Consider the following 25,221-nt stretch of genomic DNA (forward strand, 5'->3'; position numbering starts at 1 on the left):
TCGGGAACGGAGTCGTCACACCGTCCGCCGGGCCCTGGACTCAGGGACGCCGCTCCGTCGCAGAACCTTCATCTGTGAACCGCCCCAACTCGGCCCCCTGCACCAGGTGATCGATGCTCTCCTCCAAGAGGAACTCGCCGCCCGCCCTGACCAACGCCCCCGGGTCCAGCGAATCTGGGAACAAATCCTCGACGAGCACGCCGCCACCATCTCCTACGGCACCGTCCGGGACTATCTGGCCGGACGACGCCCCGCGGCGATGCGATGACCGGCCACCTTCCCGCGCTTCGGCCACTGCCTATTCGGCCCCGACCCCGGCCAACCGACACCGTCGCCTCCTATGGTTGCGGCCGTGAGAAGTAGGAACGTTGGTGCGTCGGTTTGAGTGACGGTTGCGGGATCGCGGGCGCGGTGATGTCGATGAGACTCAGTGACGGTGAAGGGCCAGCGATGCTGGGTGTCGCGTAGCGGTAGGGGGGCCGGCCTTCGTTTCGATTCGATGGCGGTGCAGGATCGCCTCGGGCGAGGGCCCGTACGTTCCGGGTCATGCCCTTTGAAAGGGAGGAATTGTGGACAGCTTGGCCGTCCCGCAGGAGTTGATCGCGGATACCGATTGGGACCAGCTGAAGGTGTTCTTCGGCCCTGGCCAGGAGTCCGGGGGTGTCCGGCCGGTCGATGAGCTGCTGACCGTTTTGGCGCAAGGTGTGCCTGCCCAGCAGGCACGCGCGGTGCGTGAGCTGGGTGAGGTGATCAACCACCAGTGCTCCGTCGCCGAGGCGACCGCTCCGGCGATCCTGGTGGTGGCGGCCCTGCTCCGCCATCCAGCCACTGCGAGCGTGATGCTGCCCGCCGATCTCTACCGAAATCCGCCGCCGCGACCGTTGCGGGCCGAACTGCTGGAGCTGATCGGCAGCGTGACCGCCGACGTCGGCCAAGTCGCCGAGGAGAGCGCCCGCCGCTTCGGCTTCCCGCCCACGCCCGCCCAACTCGCCGTCCGCGCGACCCGTCCGGCGTTGTTCGCGGTTGTGCGGGACCTGCTGGACGATCCCGATCCCGATCCCGATCCCGACATCCGGCACGCCGCCGCCCGCGCCATCATGCCGCTGTTAGAAGATCCAGAACTCGCCCCACACGGTCCCGTTCTACGGCCCCGTGCGAAGGCCATCGCGGCTGACCTGCCCCACCACCGTCCCCTGGGCTGGCCCTGCCTGGACATCTCAGCCGATATCCCGGCCATCCCCCGTTCCTTTGACGAACCACCGCCCTGGTGAACTCACCAGGGCGACCGAGAACGCGGAGAGGATCGCGGAGCGCTCACACTTACCGGCATCGCGGGCCGAAGTGGCTACCAATGTCGGGTCGACGTCCTCGGTCGAGTCCACGACATTTGACCGATGCGCAAGGCGCACGCCTGTGGGGGGCTTCGGCGTAGGCGGATGGCGTCCGGTTTGTGCCGTCTGTGTGGTTTGTGCTCAAGTGAGGTTGACTTCGACAAGATCAAGACCGTTCGCGCAACCGCCATGCCATGGGAGGTCGCGGCGTTCCCGCCACGATGCGAAGCCGCCGCCCGCCCTCCGTCCAGCCCTTGCCTCATCTATCGAAATTCGATAGATTGCCATCGTAATTCGATGGGAGAGTGGGTCATGGGAAAGCTGGCAGTGCGCGCGTTGCGTGTTGTGCTCGCGGTGGTGCTCACCGGCACCGTGTCCGTGCAGGTGTTGATGGTGTGGACGTTGGTCAGCGGGAACGACCCCGAGGACGGGTCGCTCCCGCTGACCCCGCTGCGCTTGATCACGATCCTGGGCATCGGGACGGTCCAGGTCACCCTGGTCTGCGTATGGCGGCTGGTGACGATGGTGCGGCGCGGAACCGTGTTCTCCCACGACGCCTTCCGGTACGTGGACGTCATCATCGGCGCGATAGTGGCGGCCGCCCTCGTGTGGTTCGCGGTCACGGCCATCAACGCGCCGGACCAGCGGGACGACCCGGGCGTCACCGTCATCATGGGCGGGATTGGCGTGGCCATTCTGGGCGGCGCGCTCCTCGTGCTCGTGCTGCGGATGCTGCTCGCCCAGGCCGTCGCTCGCGATGTCGAAGCGGCGCAGATGCAGGCCGAGCTGGACGAGGTGATCTGATGCCGATCGCCGTCGACATCGACGTGATGCTGGCCAAACGGAAGATGTCCGTAGGTGAGCTCGCGGACCGCGTCGGGATCACGCCCGCCAACCTGGCGGTGCTCAAGAACGGCCGTGCCAAGGCCGTGCGCTTCACGACGCTCGCCGCGCTCTGCGAGGTGCTCAAGTGCCAGCCGGGCGACCTGCTGCGCTGGGAAGCCGAGGACGCCCCGGGCGGATGACCCGCCCCAGAGCGGACGTGAAAAGGTCTGGCACCACCGGCCCGTGGGGCCGCATGGACCTAGATCGCCGATCACCCGCAGCAATGGGACGCCCGTCTGGCTGGGTTCCAAGGGTCGGAGTCGCCGTGGCGGATCACCTGGTCATCCCCCCAGCCCGCGGTCGCCTATCTGGGATCGGCCGCGGACGGGTATGTGAGTGGCGAAGTTCTTTCTGTGGTGGGCGGACGGAATCTGCCCCGCTGACCGTTGGCGAGTTCGGCTTATCGGGGGTGGCATGGGGGTAGGGGGTCGGCGAGGACGGCCCCGGTGCCTTTCAGAGGACGATTCCGATGAGCGAACCGCTCCCGCCCAAACGGAGAAATCGGGCGAGCCTGGCGTACCAGCTTCGGTACGCCGCCAAGAATCCGGACAAGATCAGGTCCTATCTGGGCAGGGTGGGGCGAGATCTGAAGTTTCGGCTGGTCAGCCGTGACCATGTGGCCTACTACCGGGCCGTGATGAGATCTGATGTGGCCAAGGATCCGGAGGCCGCCGTTGGGAGCCGTAGCCATGAGCGGTGGCTCGCGCTGGGGCGGATGCAGGCCGACTACCTGATTGAACACGGACTCAAGCCCGATGACCGGTTGCTGGAGATCGGGTGCGGCAATCTGCGGGCGGGATGGCGTTTCATTGACTACCTTGATGCCGGGAACTACTACGGCCTCGATATCTCACCAGATATCTTGCTCGCCGCGCAGAACATACTCGTCCGGCAGGATCTGCGTGAGAAGCTGCCGCATCTCACGCTGGTCAATGATTTGAAGCTGCGGTTTCTGCCGTCTGAGCACTTCTCTGTAGTGCATGCGCACAGTGTTTTCAGTCATTCGCCGATCGAGGTCATCGACGAATGCCTTGTTCATGTCGGGCGCGTCCTCGTGCCGGGTGGCTTCTTCGACTTCACCTTCGACCGGACCGAGGGGCCCGAACATCATGTGCTGCGGGAGGACTTCTACTACCGGACCGAGACGTTGATCTCCCTCGCCGAGAAGCACGGGTTCAGCGCTCGTTTCATGGACGACTGGGAACAGCTCCCGCACGGTCAGTCCAAGATCCGCGTCACCCGTCCTGCCTGATGGGCGGCCTGTCGGATTCGGGTCAGGGCGGTCTCGGCGGTCTGCTGGTAGGCGCGGTCTGTGGTGAGGATGTCGCTGCTCCGGCCGCCTGCCAGGACGCGGGGGCTTTCCGCGATTTCTTGGATGTGCGGGGCGGCTGGGGTTGCGATCTGGCCGAGGTCGGCTAGGCAACGGATTGCGAGCATGCCAGTTGGGGTGGGGGCTACGGCGTTCAGGAGGTGAGGGAGTGTTCGGGGTGTGTCGCCTGTGATGCGGTGTATGAGGGCGGCGGCGCCGGGGGTGGTTTCGTCCAGGAATGGGAGTGCGGGTTCGGCGGCGGAGCCGAGGGTGTAGAGCCGTTCGGCGTCCTCGTCGTCGAGGCCGGAGCGGATTGTGCTGGCTAGGAAACGGATTGGTTCCGTGCCGTCGCCGGTTATCTGCCAGATCGCCCACGCGGCGTTTCGGCTGGTCTCGGGGCCGTGTTTGCGGCCCAGGTAGCGGCGCAGAAGGGGGACGGCGTCGGCTGCGGCGGGGCCCAGGGCGGCCAGGGCACGTGCGGCTGCGGGGACGGCCTTGCGTTTTTCTAGGAGGGACATCATCTCTGGGAGGAGTGGGAGTGCGTGGTCTCCCCAAGTGGTGAGTCCGAGCAAGACGTTCGTTAGGTAGTTGCCAGCGAAGCGTGGGCCTTTCTTTGGTTCGGCTAGGAATTGCTGGATGGGCGGGAGTAGCTCTTCTGCGTGGTTCTTTAGGCCGTTAAGTGCTGGGGCGGGGTTGTAGGACAGGTGTGGTTCTGCCAGGTCGGTGGTCAGGGCTTGGACGCAGCGTGCGTCGCCTGTACGGGCGAGGGCCTCCAAGGCGCTGCCTGCGATCAGGTCGTTGGGGTCGTGGAGGAGGGGGAGGAGAGCATCTGTGATTAGGGAGATGTCTGGGCCGCCTTGTTTTATCTGCCAGACGGCCTCCTGAGCGAGTTCGGGGTTGTTGAGGAGTCTTGCGAGGGGCGGGAGTAGTTCGGCGGGTGCGGCTCGCCAGGTGCGCATTACCTCGCCCGCGCGGAGGACGGCGTGTGCGTTCGGTGCCGTTAGGGCGTCTCGGGCGAGCTGAATCTGTGGGGTGGGACGGTCCTCAAACCCGGAGATGAGAAATGCGGTGCGGCCGCCGTCCTCTACCCAGAGCTGGCCGTCGAGTGCTGAGGCGGCAGCCTGAATCTCTGAGGTGATGGCGTGAGCTACGTCGTCGTTCGCGCCGCACCAGAGCAGGGGCAGTGCGGCGGCTGCGCGCACTTCGTGGCGGGGGTCTTGGAGTTGGTGTCGTAGCCAGGCGAGTGGCGGGTGGTCCTGTTGCTCGCCGATGGTGCCGATGGCCAGGATCATGCTGGCGGCGGCGCCTGCGTCCTGCTCTGTGGCTGCGGCTTCCTGGAGGCGCGGCATCAGGTCGGGGGCTTGTTCCGGGAAGTCGGCCAGGACGTAGGGGGCGGCGGCGCGGACGGCTGGGTCGGGGTCGTTCAGGAGGCTCTGGAGCGTTGGGATGCCTGTCTTCACGGCGTTGTGGGCGGCTTGGGCCCAATCGAGGACGGTCGCCAGGTCGGGGTCGTCGTACTCCGTCTCGTCGTGTTCTTCCAGGTCGTGGATTGAATGGGCGATGGTGGAGAGGAGGGCGAGGACGCGGGGGCGGTGGTGTGTGTCCGGGTCTTGGACGAACTCGTAGAGGACGGTGACGGCGGGCGCCGTGGCGGGATAGACCCGACCCTGGTGGTAGATGGTGCCTGAGAGGGCGTGAATGGCGCGTTCTGCTGCTTCTGGGTCGTCCGAGCCGAGCTGTTCCAATACGTCCGGGAGGTTCGTGGCGGCGCCGTAGGCGTGGACGAGGTTCGGCCAGTCGGCCGTGTCCTGGATCGTGGGCACCGTGCATTCTACGAAGGTCCCGCCGGGGTCGCCGGGGTTGTTTAGAGTGGACGGGCCCGGACGGCGTGGCAGGGACCAGACGGAGGGATTCTGTGGTGTTGCAGGAGGAGCAGGAGAGCTTCAGCTTCCAGGCCGAGGTGACGCAGCTTCTGAACCTCATGGCCAATTCGCTCTACAGCAACAAGGAGATTTTCCTACGGGAGCTGATCTCCAATGCTTCGGACGCGATCGACCGGCTGCGGTTCGAGCGGTTCTCCCAGCAAAGGGCGGAGGAGAACGCCGAAAAGCCCTGGATCCGGGTCGGGTTCGACGCGGACGCGAAGACCATCACCATCGCCGACAACGGTATCGGCATGGGCCGTGACGAGGTCATCGAGAACATCGGGACCATCGCCAGGTCCGGGACGATGGAGTTCCTGCGCGGCCTGACCGGCGACCAGCGGGCCGACGCCAACCTCATCGGTCAGTTCGGGGTCGGGTTCTACTCGGCGTTCGTGGTCGCCGAACGGGTCGTGCTGGTCACGCGCCGGGCGGGGCTGGACGCCGACCAGGCCGTCAGATGGGAGTCGGACGGGGCCGGGGAGTACTCGCTGAGTGCCGCCGAACGCGACGAGCCCGGTACGACGATCGTCCTGCACCTTCGCGAGGGCGAGACGGATCTGCTCAACAGTTTCCGGCTGCGCACGATCGTCCAGCGGTACTCCGACCATGTCGGGGTGCCGATCCTGATGCCGGTCGAGGGGTCCGAAGGTTCCGAGGACGAGTCCGCCGTCAACGAGGCGTCGGCGTTGTGGCGTCGTCCCAAGAGCGAGCTCGTCGAGAAGGACTACCACGACTACTACCGGCACATCACCGGTGATTTCTCCGAGCCGCTGACCCATCTGCATTCCAAGGTGGAAGGGCGCTACGACTACACGCTGCTGCTGTTCGTCCCGTCCAACGCGCCCTATGACCTGTGGGTGCGGGACGCCCGCCGGAAAGTGCGGCTGCACGTCCAACGGGTCTTCATCATGGATGATGACGGTCAGTTGATGCCCGACTACCTGCGGTTCGTGTCCGGGATCATTGATTCGAGTGATCTGCCGCTCAATGTGTCCCGCGAGATCTTGCAGAGCAGTCTGGCTGTGGAGCACATCCGGTCAAGTGCGACCAAGAAGGTACTGAAACTCCTGAAGGACCTGGCCGAGAAGGAGCCCGAGAAGTACGCGGGGTTCTGGAAGGAATTCGGCACCGTCCTGAAGGAGGGCATCGCCGACGACTACTCCAACCGTCAGGACGTCGCCGAACTGCTGCGTTTCACGTCCACCCATTCCAGCACCGAGAACGCCGACGTCTCGTTCCGCGACTACATCGGTCGCATGAAGGACGGCCAGGACACGATCTACTACCTGCTCGCCCCGTCCTTCGCCGCCGCCACCGCCAGCCCGCACCTGGAGGCGTTCCGCGCCAAGGGCGTCGAGGTGCTGCTGCTCGGCGAGGCCGTGGACAACTGGGTCGTCGGCGGTCTGATGCAGGAGTTCGACGGGCACCGCCTCCAGTCGGTCGCGCAGGGCGCCCCGCCCGACCTCGGCGACACCGCCGAGGAGAAGGAGGGAATCGAGGAGGCGGCCGAGGCCCACGCCGACCTGATCGCCAAGGTCAAGGAGTTGCTGGACGGGAAGGCGTGGGACGTGCGCGTCACCAACCGGCTGACGACGTCCCCCGCCTGCATCGTCGCGGCCGAGCCCGACACCGACATCAACCTGGCGCAGCGCATGCGGGGGACGGGCCTGCCGAACCAGCCCGTGCTGGAGCTCAACCCCGAGCATCCGATCGTCCGGCGGCTGAACGCCCATCCCGACGATCCGAGGCTCGCCGACTGGGCCCATGTGCTTTTCAACCAGGCCGTCCTCACCATGGGCGCCCGCGTCGAAGATCCGGCTTCCTTCGTCACCCACCTCAATGACCTCCTGGTCACTCTCACCGAGGAGTCCTGAGGGCAAAGTCGGACGACCCTTTTTGTCGCTCAGGGGCAGGCCGTAAAGTCCGCGCCGGATTGTGGGCCGTGAGGGCGTCCAGCTGCGCCCTTACTAGGTCGTTGTTAGGGACGGTCAACGCCGATATGGCGGCTGGGAAGCCATTCTGATAACGATTGGGGCGATGGGCTACTGATCATGCCAGTGGACGCTGGATGCTACGGGTATGGGCGGGACCGGTGGTCTGCGGATCTGTCTGGCCGACTGCGTGGTGGAGCAGCTGAGCGGTTGGCCCTCGTTGCGAATGTGCCGGGCCGCGTGCGGCCGTGGTCCAGCGTTCGCCTGCGGTGGCGACCAGATCGTCCACCTGCACGGTCGTGACCAGGTCGAGCTGTATCTGACCTGGCCTCTCGTCCAGCGCATGCGCGCGACCTTCGAGGACTGGGCGTCGGTGCTGACCACGCCCGGCAGCGGCTGGGTGCGCGTCTGGCTGGGCGGGGACGACGACGTCGCGTTGCTGGTGTCCCTGGTCAGCGTCGCGATCAAGGCCCAGCTTGCGGCGCTGGACTCCACGCAGCCGCAGGTGGGCCCGTGCTCGCTGGGGTACTCCCGGCTGCCGGAGCACTTCCTGGCCCAGCCGCCTCCCGGCCGGGGCGGTCTGCCGATGACGCCGTCCGGCAACCCCCTGGAGCACGAGGAGCACATCATGCGGGAGGTCGTCGACCGCCTCATCCGCAGCCTCGCCGGACGGCGTCCGCCCGAGCAGGTGACGCAGGCCGTCAAGCTGATCTACCGGCGCTTCGACGACCAGCCCGTCCGCGACTTCGTACCCGTGCTGGTCGAACGGTTCGCCCGCGAGAAGCTCATCGCCGACTGACCTGCCCCCACCCGTTCTGCCCCCGCCCGTCCGGCACGACGAACCGTCCGGCACGACGGTCGGTCTGGCACGACGATCTGTCTGGCACGGCGATCCGCCTGGCACGACGAACGGTCTGGGACGGCGATCTGTCTGGGACGGCGATCTGTCTGGCACGACGAACGGTCTGGGACGGCGATCTGTCTGGGACGGCGACTTTCTGATCTTTAGGGCTGTCCTTGTGCGGCCTTTTTCTGTGTGATGACCATATTTGTGGTGACTTCTTCGGGTTACCAGTGAGTGTACTCCCAATCGAGACGTGCGCGGGGCCACCCAGAACTGATCGCTCGCGTCAATGAAACAAGAGGTGAAGGCGGCAAGAAAAGGATCTTTATGAAGGGTGGTCCATGGCGTCGAGCGTATTGATCGAGATATCGGAGGACAATTCGGATCAGCTACGGCTTGATCGGCTGAGTCGCCAGTTGCTGCGGGATCTTCGGCGGCTCGGGCTCGCCGCGTCTCTGCCGCCCGCGCGGGCGCCGCGGGGCGCGAAGTCGGGGGCCGCGGTCACCCTCGCCACCCTGCTCGTCGCGATCTCCGGGTCCGCCGCGTCCAGGGCGCTCGTGACCGGGATCTTCGGCTGGCTCGGTCCCCGTAAGGGAAAGGTCAAGATCAGCAGCGGTGACACGTCCATCGAACTGTCCGCCGCGACCCCGGCAGAGCGAGAGCGACTGGTCGAATGGCTACTGGCGCGCGGCGAATAGGCCCGGGCGGGGTCGACGGGCCGAAGCGACGGGCCCTCCTCATAGCGGCGGATCAGTATGAGGCCGCGGATCTGAGCGAGCTGCGGTCGCCCGCGCATGACGTCGAGGCCCTGGCGTCGGCGCTGTCCGAGGCGCAGATCGGCGACTTCCAGGTGTCGCGCATCTTCAACAAGCCCGCGCACGAGGTCAACGCGGCGATAGAGGACCTCTTCTGCGACCGGCAGCCGGATGATGTCCTTCTGCTGTACGTCTCCTGCCACGGCGTCAAGGACGATGCCGGTCGGCTGTATTTCGCGACGACCAACACCCGGATCAACCGGCTCGGGTCCACTGCGGTCGCGTCGACCTTCGTCGGCGAGCAGATGGCGCGGAGCATGTCGCGCAACATCATTCTGCTTCTGGACTGCTGCTACAGCGGCGCGTTCGTTGAGGGAATGGTCATGCGTGGCGACGGCGGCGGTGGCGGTGGCGGTGGCGGTGTCGGGATCACCGAACGGCTCAGCGGCTCCGGACGGGCGATCCTCTCCTCGTCCTCGGCGCTGGAGTACTCCTTCGAACTCGACGAACGGCATGTGACCAGGGAGATCTCGATGGAGGCCGCCGGGAGGGAGCGGCGCGGCCGACCGTCGATCTTCACGGCGGCGCTCGTCGACGGGCTGACCAGCGGCGAGGCCGACTACAACGGGGACGGACGGATCTCCGTCGACGAACTCTACGACTACGCCTATTCCAAAGTCACCGCGGAGAATCCCAAACAGACGCCCACCAAGTTCTCCGACGTGAGTGGGGAACTCATCGTCGCCTACAGTCCGCGCACGGCCCGGCCTCCGGAACTGCCGGAAGAAGTCGCCTCCGCAGCCTCACATCCGCTGCACAGCGTGCGTCTCGCCGCCGTCGATCTCCTCAGGGATTTGGCGCTCGCGGGGGACGAGGTCGGGCGGCTCGCGTACGAGCGGCTGGGCATGATGCTTCAGGACGACAGCCGATCGGTGACGGCCAAGGCGCGGCTAGCCATGGCCGAGATCGAGCGTGCGGGGGTCGGCGCCTCTCGGGTCGAAACTCCGGCGCCGCCTTGGCAGCCGCCCGCCAGGTCGCCGTCGTCCTTTCGTCCACACCCTGGCGGTATGGTGACGCCTCCGCCCGCGCGTCCCGAAGTGCCGCCAATGCCGTGGCCATCCCCGGTTCCGCCGGTGCCCTTCGCGCCTCCGCGTGGTGAGCCGCAACGGCAGAACGCGCAATGGCCGCCGCAGCCGGACGAGCCCCTTCGAGGTGCCTCGGTGCTGGCCTACTTCATGCCGTTCTTCGGCAGTCTTTTGCTGTTGTTCAGCAAGAACCGGAATGTCAAGTACCATGCGGTTCATTGCGCTCTCATCGACGCGATGGTGACTGTCTATCTCATTTTCTCCATCATTCCGATGGGGATCTACTCGACCAACCGGTATGGCGACGAAGAGGTTCCCGCCGGAGACCTGGCCATGAACATCTGGATGGTGGTCCTTTTCGCACTGCCATTGGGGCTCCGCGGCTATTGCCTGATCCAGCTCATCCGTAAGGGGACGGCTCGGGTCGTGTTCGCCGGATCGCTGGCGCGGCGGGTCGTCCGCCCGCACGGTCGCGGTCGGTAACTGGACGCTGGTACACGCAGGCGGCATGGGGTGTAAACCCGGCTGTCCGCTTACGGTCAGTGAGCGGGACGCGCCGAGCGGGCTGTGGTGATGACGCACGCAGGCAGGTAGGTTCTGCGTCAATCCTGGCGTTTGGCTCGAAAAGAGGTGAAGTTGGTGGAGAAGGACACCAATCTGGCGGGTCGGCTGCTGGCGGGACTCGGTGCGGCTTCCGCACCGTTGAGCAGCTCCGCCAAGCCCGGCTCCATTGACCTGACGATCGAAGGACGAGTGCAAAGGCTCCACGACGAACTGGACGTCTCCGAGCGCGGTTCCTGCAACCCGCCCTGGGGATCCTGGGACAGCTGACCGGACGAGCGGGTGGCGTTCCGCGCGACATCGCGTCCCGGGGCGCCACCCTTCCCGGCGTTGACGGCTTCAACGGGAAGAGAGTGATCCGATGACGGGGCTGCGCCGGGGACTCGGCGTCAATCTGCTGTCCGATTCCTGTACCCAGAACAGTTTCGAGATCAGTTCCGGCGTCCGGCCGCTGGAGGGCGCCGCGTCCCAGCCCGCCGCCCTCGGCGCCGTGGTGGCGCGGGACGACTGGCGGCCCCTGCGGCTTGACGAGGCGGCCGTGCTCTTCCCGGCGGAACCGGTGAGCCTTGCCTCGGCGGTGTCGGTGACCGACTTCGGCGAGGACCTCGTGACGGAGGCCCACGAGCGGATCCTCCCGGGCATCGACGGCGGCACCGACACCGACCATGACCAGCAGGCGGCGTTGCGCGGTTTCCAGGAGAAGATCCTCGGACTGCTGTACGAGCGGCAGGGCCTGGTGCCGGAGTCACTCGGGGCCGTCGACGTGGTCGTCCACCGTCCTGACCAGCTGTCCACCGCCTTCAATGAGGGCCTGAACGGCTTCATGGGCCTGCACATCGACAGCCATCAGCGGCTTCCCTTCGGCAGCCGCGACGGTGCGATGACCTTGTGTTCGATCAACGTCGGATTCACCGACCGGTTCCTGAATTTCGTCAACCTGCCCGTCCGGAGCCTGCTGGAACTGCTCGACGCCGAGGGCGAACCCCCGCCCGAATCGTCGGTGGGGCTCAAGGACACCTTCTTCCGCCATTTCCCCGACTATCCGATCCTGCGCGTGCGGCTCGCGCCGGGGCAGGCGTATCTCTGCAACACCCAGAACACGATCCACGACGGCGCCACCAATGACCGGGGGCTGCCGGACGTCTCGCTGCTGACGATCAACGGGCTGCCGGACTCGGTGCCCCGTCGCGCGGTGGCGTTCGCATGACGGCGGCGCCCGGCCTCGGCCCGGTCCGGCGGGTCATCCTCCAGCCGACGGGTTTCTGCAACATCGACTGTGCCTACTGCTATCTACCCGACCGCGACGTCCGCACGGTGATGTCCCTTGAGGTGGTCGAGGCGGTGGGACGGGTGCTGGCGGCGTGCGGGATGTTGGACGACCGGTTGGAGATCCGGTGGCACGCGGGCGAACCGTTGACGGCACCGCTTTCCTTCTACCGGGAGGCGTGTACCGCGCTTCGAGTAGCCCTCGGCGGGTCCACGGAACTGCGTTTCTCGTTGCAGACCAACGGCACCTTGGTCACCGACCGGTGGTGCGATCTGTTCGAGGAGTTCGGCTTCGACGTGGGCGTCAGCGTCGACGGGCCAGCCGTCCTGCACGACGCCAACCGGCGTACTCGTACTGGAAAGGGCACTCACGCGCGGACGATGAAGGGCATCGACGTCCTGCGTGCGCGCGGCATCCCCTTCTGGATCATCTCGGTGATCAGTGAGCTGACCCTGGCCCAGCGGGACGAATATCTGTCGTTCGTGGAAGAGGTGCGTCCGGCGTCGGTCGGGCTCAACCCGGAGGAGACGGAGGGCGAGCACCGCTCGGGGCTGTTCGGGCAGCACGACTTCCGCGCCGCGTACACCGACTTCCTGGACGAGATGTACCGCTGGCAGGAACGCACCGGAATTCCGGTGCGCCGGTTCGCCGCCGCGCGGGACGCGATCCTGTCGACGGGCCCCGGCGTCCGCAACGACCAGGTCGAACCGCTGTGCCTGCTCTCCGTCGACACCGGCGGCCGGATGAGCAGCTTCTCCCCGGAACTGCTCGGCTGGAAGGCCCCCGACTACGACGACTTCGTCCTCGGCAACGTGCTGGACCCCGGCGCCACCCTGTCCGAGTCCGGCTGGTCGCCGGGGTTCCGGCAGCTGGCGGACGACATCGAGCGGGGACGGTCGATGTGCCGCGACTCCTGTTCCTACTTCCGGTTGTGCGGTGGGGGCGCAGCGGTCAACAAATGGACCGAGAACGGGACGTTCGCCAGCACGGTCACCGCATCCTGCCAGGCGAACACCATGGCCGTGACCGACGTGGTGCTGGCGGCGCTCGAAGCAGAGGCGGGCGTGTGACGGGCCCCGACGGGCCGGTGCGTATCCACGGGCACTGCCGGTTGGACGACGCCGCCATCCGCGCCGCCATGCGCGAGGGCCGAGCCGAACGGCTGGTGGACGCCGGAGGCAGCTTCGTCATCGCCGCCGGGGACGTCGTTGTTTCGTCCCGTTCCGTCGCGGTCGCCTACCACCACGGACCGGCGACCCACGGCCCCGGCATAGCGGATGTTGCCGCCACGTTGCCCTTCGCCTGGAACCACCGTGCCGTGGCCGATTTCCTCGTGTTCGCGCACCCGCTCGGGGACCACACGTTCCATCCCGGCGTCCAGCGGCTGCGTCCCGGAACGGTGAGCACAATGCGCGGAGACCGGGACGGCGGCGGGCTCGACTCCCGTCCGGCACCCGAGCCCGTCCCAGCCGATCCCGATGCGGCATCGGCGGTGTTGGCCCTGGTCGACGCCGTGCGTGGGGACGCCGGTTCCGAGTGCGGCCTGTCAATGTCCGGCGGCCTGGACTCGCGGGTGCTGCTCGCGGCGCTGCTGCGCCTCGGCCACCGTCCGACGCTGTTCGTCTCCGGGGTGCCGGGCTCGTTCGACCGGGTGGTCGCCTCGGCCATCGCCCGCCGCTACGGCCTGCCGATCGTGGTGACTAAGGTCGAAGGGCAGACGCTCCTGGACGGATCCCGCGACGGTGACGCCGCCGGTATCGGATCGCTGCCGTTGACCAACCGCGCGGGGTTGGAGCATCTGCGGGTCGCCGCATCCGGTTTCGGGTCACCGATATTGCTCGGGATGGGTGGCGAGTACGCGCGAAGCTACTACGCCGCCCGGCGCGGGCTGTCCGCGCTACGCCAGGCGGCCTTGCCAGGACGCCGAGCAACCGAACTCATCACACGCGAGTTCCCCGTCCCGCTGACGTCGCGCGAGCTAAGGATGGTCCACCCCGCGCTCCGCGAGGCACTGAACCCGGAGGCCATCCGAGCCCGGGTCGACAGCGCGCTCCGCGCCCAGGTCAGCAGCGTGCTCCGCGCTCGGGTCGACAGCGTGCTCCGCGCCCGGGTGGGTAGCGTGCTCCGCGCGTCGTCCGGCTCCGCCCTCGATCGGGCCGACGAGTTCTTCCTGAACCAGTACGCCCTGCACAAGGTCAGTGCCGAGCTGGCGTCGGTGGACGGGCACGTCCGATGGCGGGCGCCGTTCCTCGATCCCGGCTGGGTCCAGGCGGTGCGAGCGCTTCCGCGACGCTGGAAACTGGGCAGCCGCCTGCACCGGTACTGCGTCGCGCGGCTGTGGCCGTCGTTGCTGGAGTTCCCCGAGGCCGGGACGTCCGGCGGGACGCTCGCGCGCAGACCTCCGTCCGCCTACTGGCTCACCGGCACCCGATACCCGTCCGGCCCGCATTATCTGGACCAGCGGATGTTCCGTTCCGGGCCCCTCGTCGACCTCGTCCGAGAGCACCGTGCCCGTCTGGAGGACCTCGTGGAACCGGAGTTGATCGACGCGCTGGCCGCCGAGCAGACCGCGCAGGGACGGCGCCCGCACCTGACGTTCGGTCTGCTCGCCCTCAGCCTCTACCGCGAACGAGTCCAGCAGCTCGCCCGTGACCATCGGGCGGTGTCATGACGTCCCCGGCGATCAACGAACTGCTGCGCGTCGGCGCGGACCCGGTGGAACTGACCGGCCCGCACGTCCCAGGCCTGCTCGCCGCGCTGACCAGGGCGGACCGGACGGAGACGGCGATCACCGGCGCGGGCGCCGTGGCCGAGCCGGGCCCGCAGGTCGCGGCCCTGTGCGCGATCGCCGACGTCCTCGCGGGTGAGGGCCCGGCACGAGACCTTGTGCGGACGGCGCTGCGCCGGGCCGACGCCGTCCCCGACGCCTGGTCACGCGCCGAGGCGCTCGCGGTGATCGCCGTCACGGCGGCGGTCGGCGGCGACATCGGCCAAGCGCTCGCGACCGCCGAAACCATCGGGGTCGGTGAGCGACGGGTCACGGCGCTCGCGCGAATCTCCCGACGCCTGAGCGCGGCAAACCAGCCCGGACACGCGCACGAAATCGCGGAATCGGCGCGGCGGCACTGCGCCCAAGTCGGTTTCCCAGGACGAGACGTCACCGCACTCGCCGAAACAGCCACCGCCCTAGCCACCGCCGGTGACGTCAACGCCGGGACGGACGTGGCACACGACATCGGCGACCCGTGGGCCCGCGCCGAAGCCCTCACCGGAATCGCGACACCGCTGGCCCGCGCCGGAGCGTCCGAACAAGCGGAAGAGATCGCCGAAAACGCCGTCGTCGCCGCCCGCGAAGTGCCCTACCTCGCCTGGCGCGCGGAGGCCCTCGCCGCCGCAGTACATGTCTTCTTCCTGACGGGAAACCTTGACGTCGCCGTCCCGCTGGCACGCACGATCGAGGATCCACTGTGGCGGGCGGAGGCCCTGCTGCGCGGCGCCGTACGCACAAACCTGCTACTGGCCGAAGAGGCGTTGACCACGGCGGACGCCATCGGCCACTCGTGGTGGAACGCCGCCGCTCTCGCTGACTACGCGGGAGCGCTGACAGTCGCCGGAGACATCGACGCCGCACGCAAGGCGGCCGTCCGCGCCCGCTTCCCGGAGTCCCGCGCCCGCGTGCTGACCCGGATCGCCCGAGAACTGCCACGCCACGACGACGGCCGCTTCGAACCGCTGGCGGCCGAGGCGCTCACCTGCTGCCGCCGAATGATCGACCCAGTCGCGGCCCACCGCGCGGCCGTCGAACTCCTCACCGCCTGGCCAGGCCACCCCGCCGCACACCTGGCGCCACCTCACAGGACGCTGTCGCAGACCGCACCGAGATAGCCGGGCTTCTCCTTGCCGGCGAGGCCGGCCCCCGCCGGGATCGAGAGTCCGGCGGCGGTGAGCGGGAACAGCATGGAAAGCGCCGCCGCGGCCACGGCGGGGGTACGGATGCCGCGGTGTTCCCAGTCGTCGCCGTACGCGGCGTGCGCGGTGTCCTCCAAGTCCGCGACGAAGTCCAATGCCCCGGCGTGGCGGTCGATCGGGTCCTTGGCCAAGCCCCTGGTGACCAGCGGCCGCAACGGATCCGGCAGATCGTCCAGTGGAACGGGCGCCGTGAGGTGCTGGCCGCGCAGCCCGACCGCGGGGTCGGCCCTGAACGGACGCGTCCCCGTCATGCACTCGTAGAAGACGCACGTCGCGGCGTAGACGTCGGCGGACGGCCCGGCGTGCCCCTCCAGCCACTGCTCGGGCGCCATATAGGACGGCGTGCCCGATCGCGACGCCGAACCGGCGACGGAGGCGATGCCGAAGTCGATGAGCTTGCTGCACCCGTCCTCGGGCACCACCACGTTCGCGGGCTTGTAGTCCCGGTGGACGACACCGACCGCGTGCGCCGCCGCCAAGCCGAGAAGCGACCCCTTCAGCACGGTCAGCGCGGCCGTCGCCTCAAGCGGCCCGTGCCGCTTGAGGATCGTCTTGAGGGGGACGCCGTTCACCGCCTCCATCACGATCGCGCTGCCCCGCTCGCTCTCGACCAGCCGGTACAGCCGGGCGACATGCGGGCTGGACACCCGGGCCAGCCTCTCGGCCTCGTGCCGCAGCCCGTCCGGCGCGCCGCCGTCCGCCCGCACCGGGACGTACTTCACCGCGACCGGGAAACCGGACTCCTCGTGCACCGCCAGGACGACCCGTCCCTACGCTCCCGCACCGAGTTCCCGCACCTCGCGGAACCCGGAGATCTGCCAATCCCCCACATGCTCTCCTCGTCGCCCACCACGGTGTTCGTTGGGATGCGGCGGCCCACCCGAATGTTCGGACGTGTCTGGGGAACGAGTTCGATTCCAGCCTCAGTTGTGGCAGGTCTGAGTGGCGAGATCGAGGACGAGTTGCCGGACGCGCCCGTTCTCGATCAGGAACGTGTACACGGCCTCGGGGTTGCCGGGAACCGCGACGAAAGAGGCGTTGGGCCCTTTCTTCAGCTCCGGGTACGCCTTCTCGACCTCGGCGGCCGCCGATCCGGTCGTGATGCCCTCCGGGGTGCGCATGTCGCCCACGGCGAAGATCGACGCTACGCCGAGCTGGGGGGAGAAGTTTCCTCCGGAGTTCGGCCCCTTCTGCGGGAACTCCTTGAAGTCGAACGTGCCGCACCCGATCTCGCCCTGCGGTTCGGACTTGACGGTGATCAGCCCGGTGGCCTCGGCGTCCGCCCGCTTCATGCCGAGCTTGACGGCCCCGTACCCGGCGGGCCCGAGATAGATCGGACCGCCGCTCGGCGTGACGGACGCGCCACCTGTAGCCGGGGTGCCGCTCGTAGCCGGGGTGCCGCTCGTGGCCGGGGTGCCGCTCGTGGCCGGGGCGTCGACGGTGGGCGACGAACTCTCGGAAGCCTTCGAACCGCCGCCGGACCCGCATGCGCCCATAAGCATCGCACCCGAGACCATCAAGATTGAAATACCCGTCCGTCGGTACATGTCCATCCTTTCCCCGAAAGACATCAGAATATTGCACCATTTGGTCCTGCATGGACTCTCCCATCGGGGGGACGGTCGCGTGGCCAAATGTGGCGAAACCCCCGGTTGCCTCCGGCGTCCGCGATGAGATAGGAGACCAATTGCCCGGACCGTGTGCCTGGGCTGTGTGTCCGGCCCGTGGTGTCCGGGCCCGTGTGCGGGCGTGTCGTGGACAGGGTGCGGGCCGGTCTCTGTCGGGGGCAGGGATCATCGTCGTGACCCGGCCACGCCGCGCGTCTGCTCGGTGCTCGTCCCCGCCGTCTGCTGAGTGAGCGTTGTGTCGTTGAATTGGACGTTGCGCCGCGGGTAGTTGAAATCAACGCGAAATGAATGATCACCTGTCGATCACTGAGCGTTCCGCGCCCGTTGCCGCTCGGGACGACGCTTCTGGTAGCGGGTAGGTGTACGGATGATCTCAACATTGTGCGGAACGTCTGTGTTTTGCCTGGTCGTGCGCGTCCAGTATCGGACGAAGGTTGAGCGGAGACGGGAAGCGCTGTTAGCTTCGGCCGGTGGACGACATGCGTGCACAGGCGGAGGCGATCGCGAACTTCGCGACGGCTCTCCGGGAACTGCGTGAATCGGTTGGAAATCCGCCTTTCAGGGAGATGTCCGGCCGGTCGGGGGCGATCTCCCATACGACGTTGCACGAGGCAACAAAGGGCAACAGGCTCCCGAGTTGGGGAACCACGGTCGAGTTCGTCAAGGCATGCGGCGCCGACCCCGCCGCGTACCGCGCACGCTGGGAGGACGCGAACCGGACGGTGCGATCCGCGGGGGCCGTGAAGCTCGACAACGCCGGGGCGGTGTCACCCGACGGGCCCGCGCCGCCAGCCGCGCACCCGCCCCCGGGCGTGCCCCCCGCCGCGCCACCCACCGTGCCCCCGGCCGCGTCAACCGCCGTGCCGCCAGCCGCGGGCGGGGCGGCGGAACTGCAACCCATGGGGCTCGCCATTGAGGCGAAGGTGCCTCGGCCGATCGGCGAGCCGACGGAACCCGCGCGGCCCGTGCCGCCGCCGCTCGGCGGGGGCTCGGACGACGTCCTGCGGGCGCCTCCTCCCCGGCGCGGTCGGGGACGGTCGCGCCTGCGCGGCCCGGTGCCGATCGCGCTGGCGTTGGTGGCCGTGAGTGCCGGGGCCGTCGTCATCGTCGTCGCCCAGAGCCGGGATTCCCCGCCCGACAAGGACGGTTCGACGGCTTCCGGCGCCCGGCCGAAGACCGGCCGGGCCCCGACCGACTGCCCGGTGGCCCCGCACAATCCACCGGCCGCGCCGCCGTTGCACAAGGGCGACGCGGCGGCGTTCGTCGCGGACATGACGTTGCCCGACTGCACGCGCGTCGGCCGTGACAAGACCATCGCCAAGGTGTGGCGGCTCAAGAACGCCGGGAAAGTGCCGTGGGAGGGGTATTCGCTGCGCCGACTCGACCTTCCGCAGCAGGCCACCCAATGCCAGACCATCTCCGAAGTGCCGATCAAGGACACGCGCCCGGGGCAGATGGTCGACATCCGGACCGACATCACCACTCCAAAGAAACCGGGCCTGTGCTACGTGCGGTTCAAGATGGTGGACGCCGACGGAAAGGTCGCGTTTCCCGGCAGTCGTCCGGTCAATTTTCAGATCATCGTCGAATAGCGTTGGTTCCCCGCCGTTGAGCGTAACGGCGGGGAACCAGGCCGAACCGTCCTCTGGGTCAGTCGAGGACGATCCCGTTGTAGTAGGCCTTCAGGATCTTGGAGTAGCTCCAGCCCGCGTTGGCCTTGTCACGAGAGCCGTACTGCGACATCCAGTCGCCGGTCACCCACCCCCCGCACGCGGTCGTCGTCGAGCAGTAGTGGGCTTGCAGGATCTTTCCGCTTCGAGCCATTCGGGTGCCCCAGGTCGCGTCCACCGCGGCGTTCGTCGACGCCTTGGCCGACCCCGGCTTGTACACCTGGCTCGATGTGGTGTCGTAAACGTCGAAGCATTGACCACCCGACGTCTTGCGCGTCGAATGCAAAGCCCAGTACCAGCCGTAGCTCTTGACCGCGACGGCCCCGGCCCGCAGGGACTCCTTGGGCCAGCTCGTCACCCATTCGTTGGGGAGGACGTTCTTGACGTACGTCTTGAACGTCACCCGGTCCACCCGGTTGAGGGAGACGCGGTACACCAGGATCGTCGTCGGCAGCTTGCTGTTGGTGCCGTCCGTCTTGCACCCGCCCGGCGCGGAGGTCAGGAGCTGGTGCGAGGCGTTCTGGTTCTTCAGGGACGAGTTCAGGTTGCCCTTGGTCCCGGCCTTGAAGTCCTGGTGCTTGCCGCTGTAGTTGCTGTTGTAGTAGACCCGCACCGTTTTGCTGGTGCGGTTCCACACGGAGGCGGCGGCGTTCTTGACGCATTTGCCCTTGCCGTTTCCGGCGCCCTTGAAGTCGTAGCAGGAGGGCTGTGCGGTGCCGTAGTCGGCGACCGATCCGCTGAAGTCGGAGATCGACCCCTTGTTGCCGCTGTTGAAGTAGTAGCAGAACTCGCCGCTCTCGCACTTGCCGTTCCGGCTCGCCGCCGACGCGGCGGGCGCCGAGACGAGGACCGCCCCGCCGAGCGCCAATGCCGCGGACGCCGCGACGAGTCGCGCGATTCGTGTCGACACAGTCGTGTTCCTCTCCGGTGAAGGCCGCGACGTCCTAGCGGACGTTGTAGCCCTGGGAGTGCCAGAACGAGGTCGGGTTCGGGTTGTCCAGGTGCGAGTCACCGACGCTCTTGGCCGCGTGCGTCTGCTTGCCGGGCCGCATCTCGACGTGGGTGTGCGCGCCCGACGCGGACGACACCCCGTGCCACGACTCGTCGGCGATGACCTGGCCGCGCGAGATCGACTGGCCGACCCGCAGCGAGGACCGGGGGGCGCTGTGCAGGTAGATGACCGTCTTCTTCGCCGAGGCGTTGTAGATGGAGATCGTGGAGAGCCCCGAGCTGCCGGTGTGGCCCCGGGCGATGTAGATGATCGTGCCGCTGACCAGGGCCTTGACGTCGGAGCCGACGCCGCGCGCGATGTCGATGCCCTCGTGGCGTCCGGGGGTCGTGGTGTAGCCGTCGAAGCCGCAGGTGATGCGGCCGCCGCTGGCCTTGTACAGCCCGTACGACAGGTTCGTCCGCGACTTCGGCGCGAACTCGTGTGAGGCGTTCTGGTTCTTCAGGGACGAGTTCAGGTTGCCCTTGGCACCCGCCTTGAAGTCCTGGTACTTGCCCCCGTAGTTGCTGTTGAAATAGACCCGCACCGTCTTGCTGCTTTTGTTCCACACGGACGCGGCGTTGTTCTTGACGCACTTGCCCTTGCCGTTGCCCGCCCCCTTGAAGTCGTAGCAGGAGGGCTGTGTCGTCCCGTAGTCGCCGACCGACCCGGTGAAGTCGGAGATCGACCCCTTGTTGCCGCTGTTGAAGTAGTAGCAGAACTCGCCGCTCTCGCACTTGCCGTTCCGGCTCGCAGCCGATGCGGGCGACGCGACGATCGACACCGTCCCGCAGATCGCGAGCGCGGCGGTCGTGGCGGTAAGGACTTTGTGCATCGTGCTCATTACCGTTTCCCCTTTGTTTTTTGAACCCCGAATAGTGGGCGGATCAGTGGCGCTTGCACTCCATCACTGGCGCTTGTATTCCTCCCAGGTGCGAATGGTGACCTTCGGGCCGTCGTCCGCGCCGCGGCCGGACAGCCCGTTCAGGCCCAGGTAGTAGTCACCGGTCTGGTGCTGGGCCTCGCTGGAAAGATCGGTGTCGCTGATGGCGGCGGCGTGGATGTGCCACGGCCAGTCGCCCTGGGACGGGCTGCGGACCCACGCCGCGAAGCCGACCTGGCGCAACGCGCGCGCGGCCTTGACGCGGGTGGCGGCGCTCATCCCCTTCACCGAGATGTCCACGACGCCCCCGCCGTCGTGGGTGCCGGCGGACGTCGGGTCGCCGCCCGGGTTGTAGGACCCCTGGTCGAGCGCGAACCTGCGGCCGAACAGCCGCTCCGCCGCGGCGAGCATGTCCCGCGTCCGGGTGTTGATGACGGCGCCCCGGCTGGACACCCGCGCACCCGGGACGAGGACGTGGTTGACCGTGAACCGTCCGGCCCCGAGCTTGGTGAGCGACGTCTTTCCCGGCAGACCGCTGGCGTCGAGCCCCGTGTAGCCGAGCGACTTCTGGTACTTCGCGTAGGCGGCGATCGTGGTGGTGCCGAAGTACCCGTCCACCCATTTCGCGTCCAGCAGGTGCCGGTCACGCAGCGCCCGCTCGACCAGCAGCACGCTGGCCTTCGCGCCCGGCGTCAGCGTGTCGTCGTCCCGCCGCGGGTCGATCTGGGCCGCCTTGACGGTGGCCTCCATGTTCACTCGCGGCAGGGCGTCGGCGGCCTGCGCGGCGGACCTGTCTGCCGCCTGCGCGGCGGACGTGTCGACCGCCGCCGTCAGCGAACCGAGCAACGCGGCCGCTCCGATGACGGCGACGCATGAGGGCAGCTTCATCCGATACCTCCTGATGGCGGGGAACCGCCGAGAAACAACCTCGCGGCGGAATCCACCGTCCACGGATCGCGGACGTGTCCTCAAGAAGAAAGGTGTTGTCAGCCTGTTCGCGGACACCGCCTTACAAGCGCCGACCCCGGTCTGACAGCCGATCCGGAGGCCGCGGAAAACCCGCTCGACCCCCGCCCATCAGCGCAGACACGAACCGCGTCCACCCCGAGCGGCACGCACCCTCCGAGCGGGCGGCCAAGACACCTTCAGCCCGGAGATTCCGAGGCGATCGGCAGATCCCGCCGCCCGTCAGCGCGAGGACGGGGGTCCGGTACGGGCGCGGAAGGTGCGGCGGTAGGCGTCGGGCGGCACCCCGACCGTGCGGTTGAAGTGTCGGCGCAGCGTCGTGGCGGTGCCCATGCCGGTGGCCGCCGCGATGACGTCGACGCCGTCGTCGGTGAGCTCCAGTAGTTCCTGGGCGCGGCGGATTCGCTGGGTGAGCAGCCAGCGAAGCGGCGTGGTCCCCGTCGTCGACCTGAAGTGGCGACCCAGGTTGCGGGGGCTCATCCGCGCCTGGCGGGCCAGATCGGTCACGGTCAGCGGCTGGTCCAGCCGTCGCATCACCCAAGGGAACAGGTCGGCGAGAGGGTTTTCGGTGGGGGCGGGCGCCGGGGTCGTGACGAACTGGGCCTGGCCGCCGTCCCGGTGCGGCGGCACGACCAGACGGCGGGCGACCGCGTTGGTGATGGACGAGCCGTGGTCGAGCCGGACGAGGTGCAGGCACAGGTCGAGCGCGGCGGCCTTGCCAGCCGAGGTCAGCACGGTGCCGTTGTCCACATAGAGGACGTCCGGGTCGACCGACACCCGAGGATGGCGGGCGGCCAGGGTCCCGGTGTGCGCCCAGTGCGTGGTCGCGCGTTTCCCGTCCAGCAGACCCGTGGCCGCCAACACGAACGCGCCCGTACAGAGCGAGGCGACCCGGGCCCCGGCGGAGTGGGCCGCGCGCACCGCGTCCAGAAGGTCGGCGGGCGGGTCGGCGTCGACGTCCGCCCAGCCGGGGACGATCACGGTGTTCGGAGCGTACGGGCACACCGGGCGCTTCCTGGTGGCGGAGCTGCGGGAACGCGGATACACGCCGGTTCTGGTCGGACGCGACGCCGTGAAGCTCGAGGACCTGGCGGCGTCCTTCCCCGACCTGGCGGCCCGGGTCGCGTCGGCCGACGACCCGGAGTCGATCGACCGCGCGCTGACCGGCGCCGCCGCCGTGATCAACAGCGCCGGGCCGTTCGCCGCGACGGCCGCCCCGGTGATCGAGGCGGCGCTGCGCGCGGGCGTCCCGTATGTGGACGTCGCGGCCGAGATCGAGGCCAACGCGGACACCTTCGCCCATTTCGCGGACCGGGCCCGAGCCGCCGGGACGGTGGTCGTCCCCGCGATGGCCTTCTTCGGCGGTCTCGCCGACCTGCTCGCCACCGTCGCGATGGGCGACTGGACGTCCGCCGACGAAGCGCACGTCGCCTACGCACTGAGCAGTTGGCACCCCACCGCCGGGACGCGCGCCTCGGGCACGGTCTCCCATGACCGGCGGGACGGCCGACGGATCCGCTTCACCGGCGGGAAGATGGAGTACCACGAGGACGCCCTGCCCGCCCTGACGTGGGAGTTTCCCGAGCCCGTGGGCGCACGCCCCGTCATCGGCGAATTCAGCATGGCCGATATCGTGACGATCCCCAGCCATCTGGAGATCCCCGATGTGCGCTCGTACATGACGGTCGAAGCAGTGGAGGACCTGTCAGGCGCGGACACGCCGTCACCGGTGGCGACCGACGAGCGCGGACGCTCGGACCAGACGTTCCTCGTCGACGTCGTCGTACGCACCGGCGACGAGGTACGCCGGGCCACGGTGAGCGGCCGGGACATCTACGCCGTCACCGCACCGCTCGCGGTGGAGGCGGTCCACCGCGTTCTCACCGGCCAGACCAGGACGACCGGGGTCGCCTCCGCCGGAACGATGTTCGACGCGGCCGACTTCCTCCGCGCCCTGTCCCCGCACCTCTCGCTGCGCCCTTGAGGTCAGCCCCGCCCGAGGACGCAGAACTCGTTGCCCTCCGGATCGGCCAGCACAGTCCACGGGACGTCGCCCTGGCCGAGGTCAACATCGGTCGCGCCGAGCGCTCGTAGCCGAGCCACCTCGGCGTCCTTGTCCTCAACGGGGAACGGCAGCAGGTCGACATGAACGCGGTGCCGCACGTTCGCCGCGCCGGGCCTCCGCCGGAACTTCAGGTACGGCCCGACGCCCTGGGCGGAACGCAGCAGCGCGTGATCGTCGGACACCTCGTGCAGGGTCCAGTCCAGCGCCTCGTCCCAGAACCGGGCCAGGGCTCGCGGATCGGCGCAGTCGACCAGCACCGCCGCGATCGGCCCGGTGTCCCGATAGATCTCCCGGGGCTCCAGCACACAGAACAGGTTGCCCTCCGGGTCGGCGAGCACCGTCCACGGAACATCGCCCTGACCAATATCGGCGGGCGTCGCACCGAGATCCTTCAACCGCTCGACCAGCTCCGCCTGATGGGCCTTCGACGTGGTGGCGAGATCGAGATGCGCGCGGTATTTCACCGTTTCGGGATCCGGGACACTGACGACATCGACGGTGAGGGCGGTGGGGTCCGGCCAGCTGAAACCCACGGGCTCGACGTTCGTCACACCGGGCCCCTCGCTGGAGACGCCCCAGCCGAGCGCGTCCGCCCAGAACTGTCCGACGGCGGCGTCATCCCGGGCCTTGAAGTTCACCTGCACGAGCCGAAGCGTCATGCAGTTGATCATAAGCCCAGGCAGGAACCGTGCTCGCGCCTCGGGTTCGTCAGGTCTTGAGGGTGGCCCAGACCCATTTGCCGCCCCTCGGGTCCCTGGTATAGCCGCAGGTGGCGGCGAGCGTGGCGACGATGTTGAGACCCCAGCCCCCGTTGTCGTCCCAGTGCTCCGGCGAGAGATCGAGATAGTCGGGCGCGCACTCGGTCGGTGGACGGGCCGTCGGCATGCGATCGGACGAGTCCCAGACGGCGAACATGATCTCACCACCCGCTCGCGTCACCCAGTACGTGATCTGACGCCCCGGCGTTTCCATGATCGCATTGTTGATCAGCTCGGACGCCACCAGAAAAGCGTCGTCCGAGATGTGTGTCTCGCCCCATTTCTCCAGACGGGCATTCGTGAGAGTCCGGGCAAGTCCGGCAGCCGCCTTCGATGCCAGCAGGGATATAAGCAGACAATCACGGTCAATTGGCATTGCGGCTTCCTCCTTTGCCACTTCT

Annotated in this window: 25 protein-coding genes; 16 read left to right on the plus strand and 9 right to left on the minus strand. The window is 68.1% G+C overall.

Annotated elements, in window-relative coordinates:
• Positions 1–106 precede the first annotated feature (106 nt).
• The 5 genes from ABD808_RS20840 to ABD808_RS20860 all read left to right on the plus strand — a co-directional run bounded on the left by ABD808_RS20840 (position 107) and on the right by ABD808_RS20860 (position 3,468).
• Entirely contained in the window at positions 107–268 is a 162-nt protein-coding gene (locus tag ABD808_RS20840; protein ID WP_344899167.1) for a hypothetical protein, read from the plus strand.
• Between the two features lie 301 nt (positions 269–569).
• Positions 570–1,271, plus strand: a complete 702-nt coding sequence (locus tag ABD808_RS20845) for a hypothetical protein (RefSeq protein ID WP_344899169.1) — start codon at positions 570–572, stop codon at positions 1,269–1,271.
• Positions 1,272–1,643: 372 nt separating this feature from the next.
• Positions 1,644–2,135, plus strand: coding sequence for a DUF2975 domain-containing protein (locus tag ABD808_RS20850; RefSeq protein WP_344899171.1), 492 nt, complete (start codon positions 1,644–1,646; stop codon positions 2,133–2,135).
• The gene (locus ABD808_RS20855) at positions 2,135–2,356 is read left to right on the plus strand and encodes a helix-turn-helix domain-containing protein (protein ID WP_344899173.1); all 222 of its coding nucleotides are present in this window, start codon (positions 2,135–2,137) and stop codon (positions 2,354–2,356) included. Before ABD808_RS20850 ends, ABD808_RS20855 begins: the two co-directional genes overlap by 1 nt.
• A gap of 329 nt (positions 2,357–2,685) precedes the next feature.
• Positions 2,686–3,468: a class I SAM-dependent methyltransferase gene (locus ABD808_RS20860; protein ID WP_344899175.1), complete on the plus strand. Its 783-nt coding sequence runs from the start codon at positions 2,686–2,688 to the stop codon at positions 3,466–3,468.
• On the opposite strand, the gene ABD808_RS20865 is transcribed toward ABD808_RS20860, so the two are convergent.
• Complete coding sequence (locus tag ABD808_RS20865; protein WP_344899177.1) at positions 3,435–5,348, minus strand: HEAT repeat domain-containing protein; 1,914 nt, start codon at positions 5,346–5,348, stop codon at positions 3,435–3,437. The two genes, ABD808_RS20860 and ABD808_RS20865, sit on opposite strands and share 34 nt — an antisense overlap.
• 92 nt (positions 5,349–5,440) lie before the next feature.
• On the opposite strand from ABD808_RS20865, the gene htpG reads away from it, so the two are divergent.
• The 9 genes from htpG to ABD808_RS20910 all read left to right on the plus strand — a co-directional run bounded on the left by htpG (position 5,441) and on the right by ABD808_RS20910 (position 15,778).
• Positions 5,441–7,324, plus strand: a complete 1,884-nt coding sequence (gene htpG / locus ABD808_RS20870) for a molecular chaperone HtpG (RefSeq protein ID WP_344899179.1) — start codon at positions 5,441–5,443, stop codon at positions 7,322–7,324.
• A 205-nt stretch (positions 7,325–7,529) separates the two neighbouring features.
• Positions 7,530–8,180 carry a three-helix bundle dimerization domain-containing protein gene (locus tag ABD808_RS20875; RefSeq protein ID WP_344899181.1) on the plus strand — a complete coding sequence of 217 codons (651 nt, stop codon included), beginning with the start codon at positions 7,530–7,532 and terminating at the stop codon, positions 8,178–8,180.
• A 461-nt stretch (positions 8,181–8,641) separates the two neighbouring features.
• A complete protein-coding gene (locus ABD808_RS20880; protein ID WP_344899184.1) occupies positions 8,642–8,923 on the plus strand; it encodes an effector-associated constant component EACC1 in 282 nt (93 codons plus the stop codon).
• The gene (locus ABD808_RS20885; RefSeq protein ID WP_344899186.1) at positions 8,899–10,548 is read left to right on the plus strand and encodes a caspase, EACC1-associated type; all 1,650 of its coding nucleotides are present in this window, start codon (positions 8,899–8,901) and stop codon (positions 10,546–10,548) included. The genes ABD808_RS20880 and ABD808_RS20885 overlap by 25 nt, the downstream gene beginning before the upstream one ends.
• Positions 10,549–10,704: 156 nt before the next feature.
• Positions 10,705–10,896, plus strand: a complete 192-nt coding sequence (locus ABD808_RS20890) for a hypothetical protein (protein WP_344899188.1) — start codon at positions 10,705–10,707, stop codon at positions 10,894–10,896.
• Positions 10,897–10,987: 91 nt separating this feature from the next.
• The gene (locus tag ABD808_RS20895; protein ID WP_344899190.1) at positions 10,988–11,833 is read left to right on the plus strand and encodes a hypothetical protein; all 846 of its coding nucleotides are present in this window, start codon (positions 10,988–10,990) and stop codon (positions 11,831–11,833) included.
• Complete coding sequence (grrM, locus tag ABD808_RS20900) at positions 11,830–12,963, plus strand: cyclophane-forming radical SAM/SPASM peptide maturase GrrM/OscB (RefSeq protein ID WP_344899192.1); 1,134 nt, start codon at positions 11,830–11,832, stop codon at positions 12,961–12,963. Before ABD808_RS20895 ends, grrM begins: the two co-directional genes overlap by 4 nt.
• On the plus strand, positions 12,960–14,564 hold the full coding sequence (locus ABD808_RS20905) for an asparagine synthase-related protein (RefSeq protein WP_344899194.1): 1,605 nt from the start codon (positions 12,960–12,962) through the stop codon (positions 14,562–14,564). The genes grrM and ABD808_RS20905 overlap by 4 nt, the downstream gene beginning before the upstream one ends.
• Positions 14,561–15,778 (plus strand): hypothetical protein, encoded by a 1,218-nt coding sequence (locus tag ABD808_RS20910; RefSeq protein ID WP_344899196.1) that lies wholly within the window; start codon positions 14,561–14,563, stop codon positions 15,776–15,778. The genes ABD808_RS20905 and ABD808_RS20910 overlap by 4 nt, the downstream gene beginning before the upstream one ends.
• Here ABD808_RS20910 and ABD808_RS20915 read toward each other — a convergent pair.
• Together ABD808_RS20915 and ABD808_RS20920 are read right to left on the minus strand one after the other, a co-directional pair.
• A complete protein-coding gene (locus ABD808_RS20915; protein WP_344899300.1) occupies positions 15,745–16,620 on the minus strand; it encodes a serine/threonine-protein kinase in 876 nt (291 codons plus the stop codon). The two genes, ABD808_RS20910 and ABD808_RS20915, sit on opposite strands and share 34 nt — an antisense overlap.
• Positions 16,621–16,785: 165 nt before the next feature.
• Entirely contained in the window at positions 16,786–17,358 is a 573-nt protein-coding gene (locus tag ABD808_RS20920) for a hypothetical protein (protein ID WP_344899198.1), read from the minus strand.
• Between the two features lie 611 nt (positions 17,359–17,969).
• Between ABD808_RS20920 and ABD808_RS20925 the strand changes: the two genes are divergently transcribed.
• The gene (locus ABD808_RS20925) at positions 17,970–19,082 is read left to right on the plus strand and encodes an NBR1-Ig-like domain-containing protein (protein WP_344899302.1); all 1,113 of its coding nucleotides are present in this window, start codon (positions 17,970–17,972) and stop codon (positions 19,080–19,082) included.
• Positions 19,083–19,140: 58 nt separating this feature from the next.
• Here ABD808_RS20925 and ABD808_RS20930 read toward each other — a convergent pair whose 3' ends face one another.
• The 4 genes from ABD808_RS20930 to ABD808_RS20945 form a co-directional block, all read right to left on the minus strand.
• Positions 19,141–20,070 carry a SpoIID/LytB domain-containing protein gene (locus ABD808_RS20930; protein ID WP_344899200.1) on the minus strand — a complete coding sequence of 310 codons (930 nt, stop codon included), beginning with the start codon at positions 20,068–20,070 and terminating at the stop codon, positions 19,141–19,143.
• A gap of 34 nt (positions 20,071–20,104) precedes the next feature.
• On the minus strand, positions 20,105–20,992 hold the full coding sequence (locus tag ABD808_RS20935) for a peptidase inhibitor family I36 protein (RefSeq protein WP_344899202.1): 888 nt from the start codon (positions 20,990–20,992) through the stop codon (positions 20,105–20,107).
• 63 nt (positions 20,993–21,055) lie between these two features.
• Positions 21,056–21,919: a peptidoglycan-binding domain-containing protein gene (locus ABD808_RS20940; RefSeq protein ID WP_344899204.1), complete on the minus strand. Its 864-nt coding sequence runs from the start codon at positions 21,917–21,919 to the stop codon at positions 21,056–21,058.
• A gap of 300 nt (positions 21,920–22,219) precedes the next feature.
• On the minus strand, positions 22,220–23,002 hold the full coding sequence (locus ABD808_RS20945) for a helix-turn-helix domain-containing protein (RefSeq protein WP_344899206.1): 783 nt from the start codon (positions 23,000–23,002) through the stop codon (positions 22,220–22,222).
• Here ABD808_RS20945 and ABD808_RS20950 point away from each other — a divergent pair.
• Positions 22,980–23,981, plus strand: a complete 1,002-nt coding sequence (locus ABD808_RS20950; protein WP_344899208.1) for a saccharopine dehydrogenase family protein — start codon at positions 22,980–22,982, stop codon at positions 23,979–23,981. The two genes, ABD808_RS20945 and ABD808_RS20950, sit on opposite strands and share 23 nt — an antisense overlap.
• A 2-nt stretch (positions 23,982–23,983) precedes the next feature.
• On the opposite strand, the gene ABD808_RS20955 is transcribed toward ABD808_RS20950, so the two are convergent.
• Both ABD808_RS20955 and ABD808_RS20960 read right to left on the minus strand, forming a co-directional pair.
• Positions 23,984–24,721 carry a VOC family protein gene (locus ABD808_RS20955; protein ID WP_344899210.1) on the minus strand — a complete coding sequence of 246 codons (738 nt, stop codon included), beginning with the start codon at positions 24,719–24,721 and terminating at the stop codon, positions 23,984–23,986.
• A gap of 49 nt (positions 24,722–24,770) precedes the next feature.
• Complete coding sequence (locus ABD808_RS20960) at positions 24,771–25,217, minus strand: ATP-binding protein (protein ID WP_344899212.1); 447 nt, start codon at positions 25,215–25,217, stop codon at positions 24,771–24,773.
• Positions 25,218–25,221 lie beyond the last annotated feature (4 nt).

Origin of the sequence: Actinomadura meridiana, from assembly GCF_039537545.1 — a bacterium.
Lineage (GTDB): Bacteria > Actinomycetota > Actinomycetes > Streptosporangiales > Streptosporangiaceae > Spirillospora > Spirillospora meridiana.

What these genes read in the sequence shown, in the direction of transcription:
- ABD808_RS20850 (WP_344899171.1), top strand. Translation starts at nt 1,644, where the DNA reads ATGGGAAAGCTGGCAGTGCGCGCGTTGCGTGTTGTGCTCGCGGTGGTG.
- ABD808_RS20855 (WP_344899173.1), top strand. Translation starts at nt 2,135, where the DNA reads ATGCCGATCGCCGTCGACATCGACGTGATGCTGGCCAAACGGAAGATG.
- ABD808_RS20860 (WP_344899175.1), top strand. Translation starts at nt 2,686, where the DNA reads ATGAGCGAACCGCTCCCGCCCAAACGGAGAAATCGGGCGAGCCTGGCG.
- ABD808_RS20875 (WP_344899181.1), top strand. Translation starts at nt 7,530, where the DNA reads ATGGGCGGGACCGGTGGTCTGCGGATCTGTCTGGCCGACTGCGTGGTG.
- ABD808_RS20885 (WP_344899186.1), top strand. Translation starts at nt 8,899, where the DNA reads ATGGCTACTGGCGCGCGGCGAATAGGCCCGGGCGGGGTCGACGGGCCG.
- ABD808_RS20895 (WP_344899190.1), top strand. Translation starts at nt 10,988, where the DNA reads ATGACGGGGCTGCGCCGGGGACTCGGCGTCAATCTGCTGTCCGATTCC.
- grrM (WP_344899192.1), top strand. Translation starts at nt 11,830, where the DNA reads ATGACGGCGGCGCCCGGCCTCGGCCCGGTCCGGCGGGTCATCCTCCAG.
- ABD808_RS20910 (WP_344899196.1), top strand. Translation starts at nt 14,561, where the DNA reads ATGACGTCCCCGGCGATCAACGAACTGCTGCGCGTCGGCGCGGACCCG.
- ABD808_RS20920 (WP_344899198.1), bottom strand. Translation starts at nt 17,358, where the DNA reads ATGGGCGCATGCGGGTCCGGCGGCGGTTCGAAGGCTTCCGAGAGTTCG.
- ABD808_RS20925 (WP_344899302.1), top strand. Translation starts at nt 17,970, where the DNA reads ATGCGTGCACAGGCGGAGGCGATCGCGAACTTCGCGACGGCTCTCCGG.
- ABD808_RS20935 (WP_344899202.1), bottom strand. Translation starts at nt 20,992, where the DNA reads ATGAGCACGATGCACAAAGTCCTTACCGCCACGACCGCCGCGCTCGCG.
- ABD808_RS20940 (WP_344899204.1), bottom strand. Translation starts at nt 21,919, where the DNA reads ATGAAGCTGCCCTCATGCGTCGCCGTCATCGGAGCGGCCGCGTTGCTC.
- ABD808_RS20955 (WP_344899210.1), bottom strand. Translation starts at nt 24,721, where the DNA reads ATGACGCTTCGGCTCGTGCAGGTGAACTTCAAGGCCCGGGATGACGCC.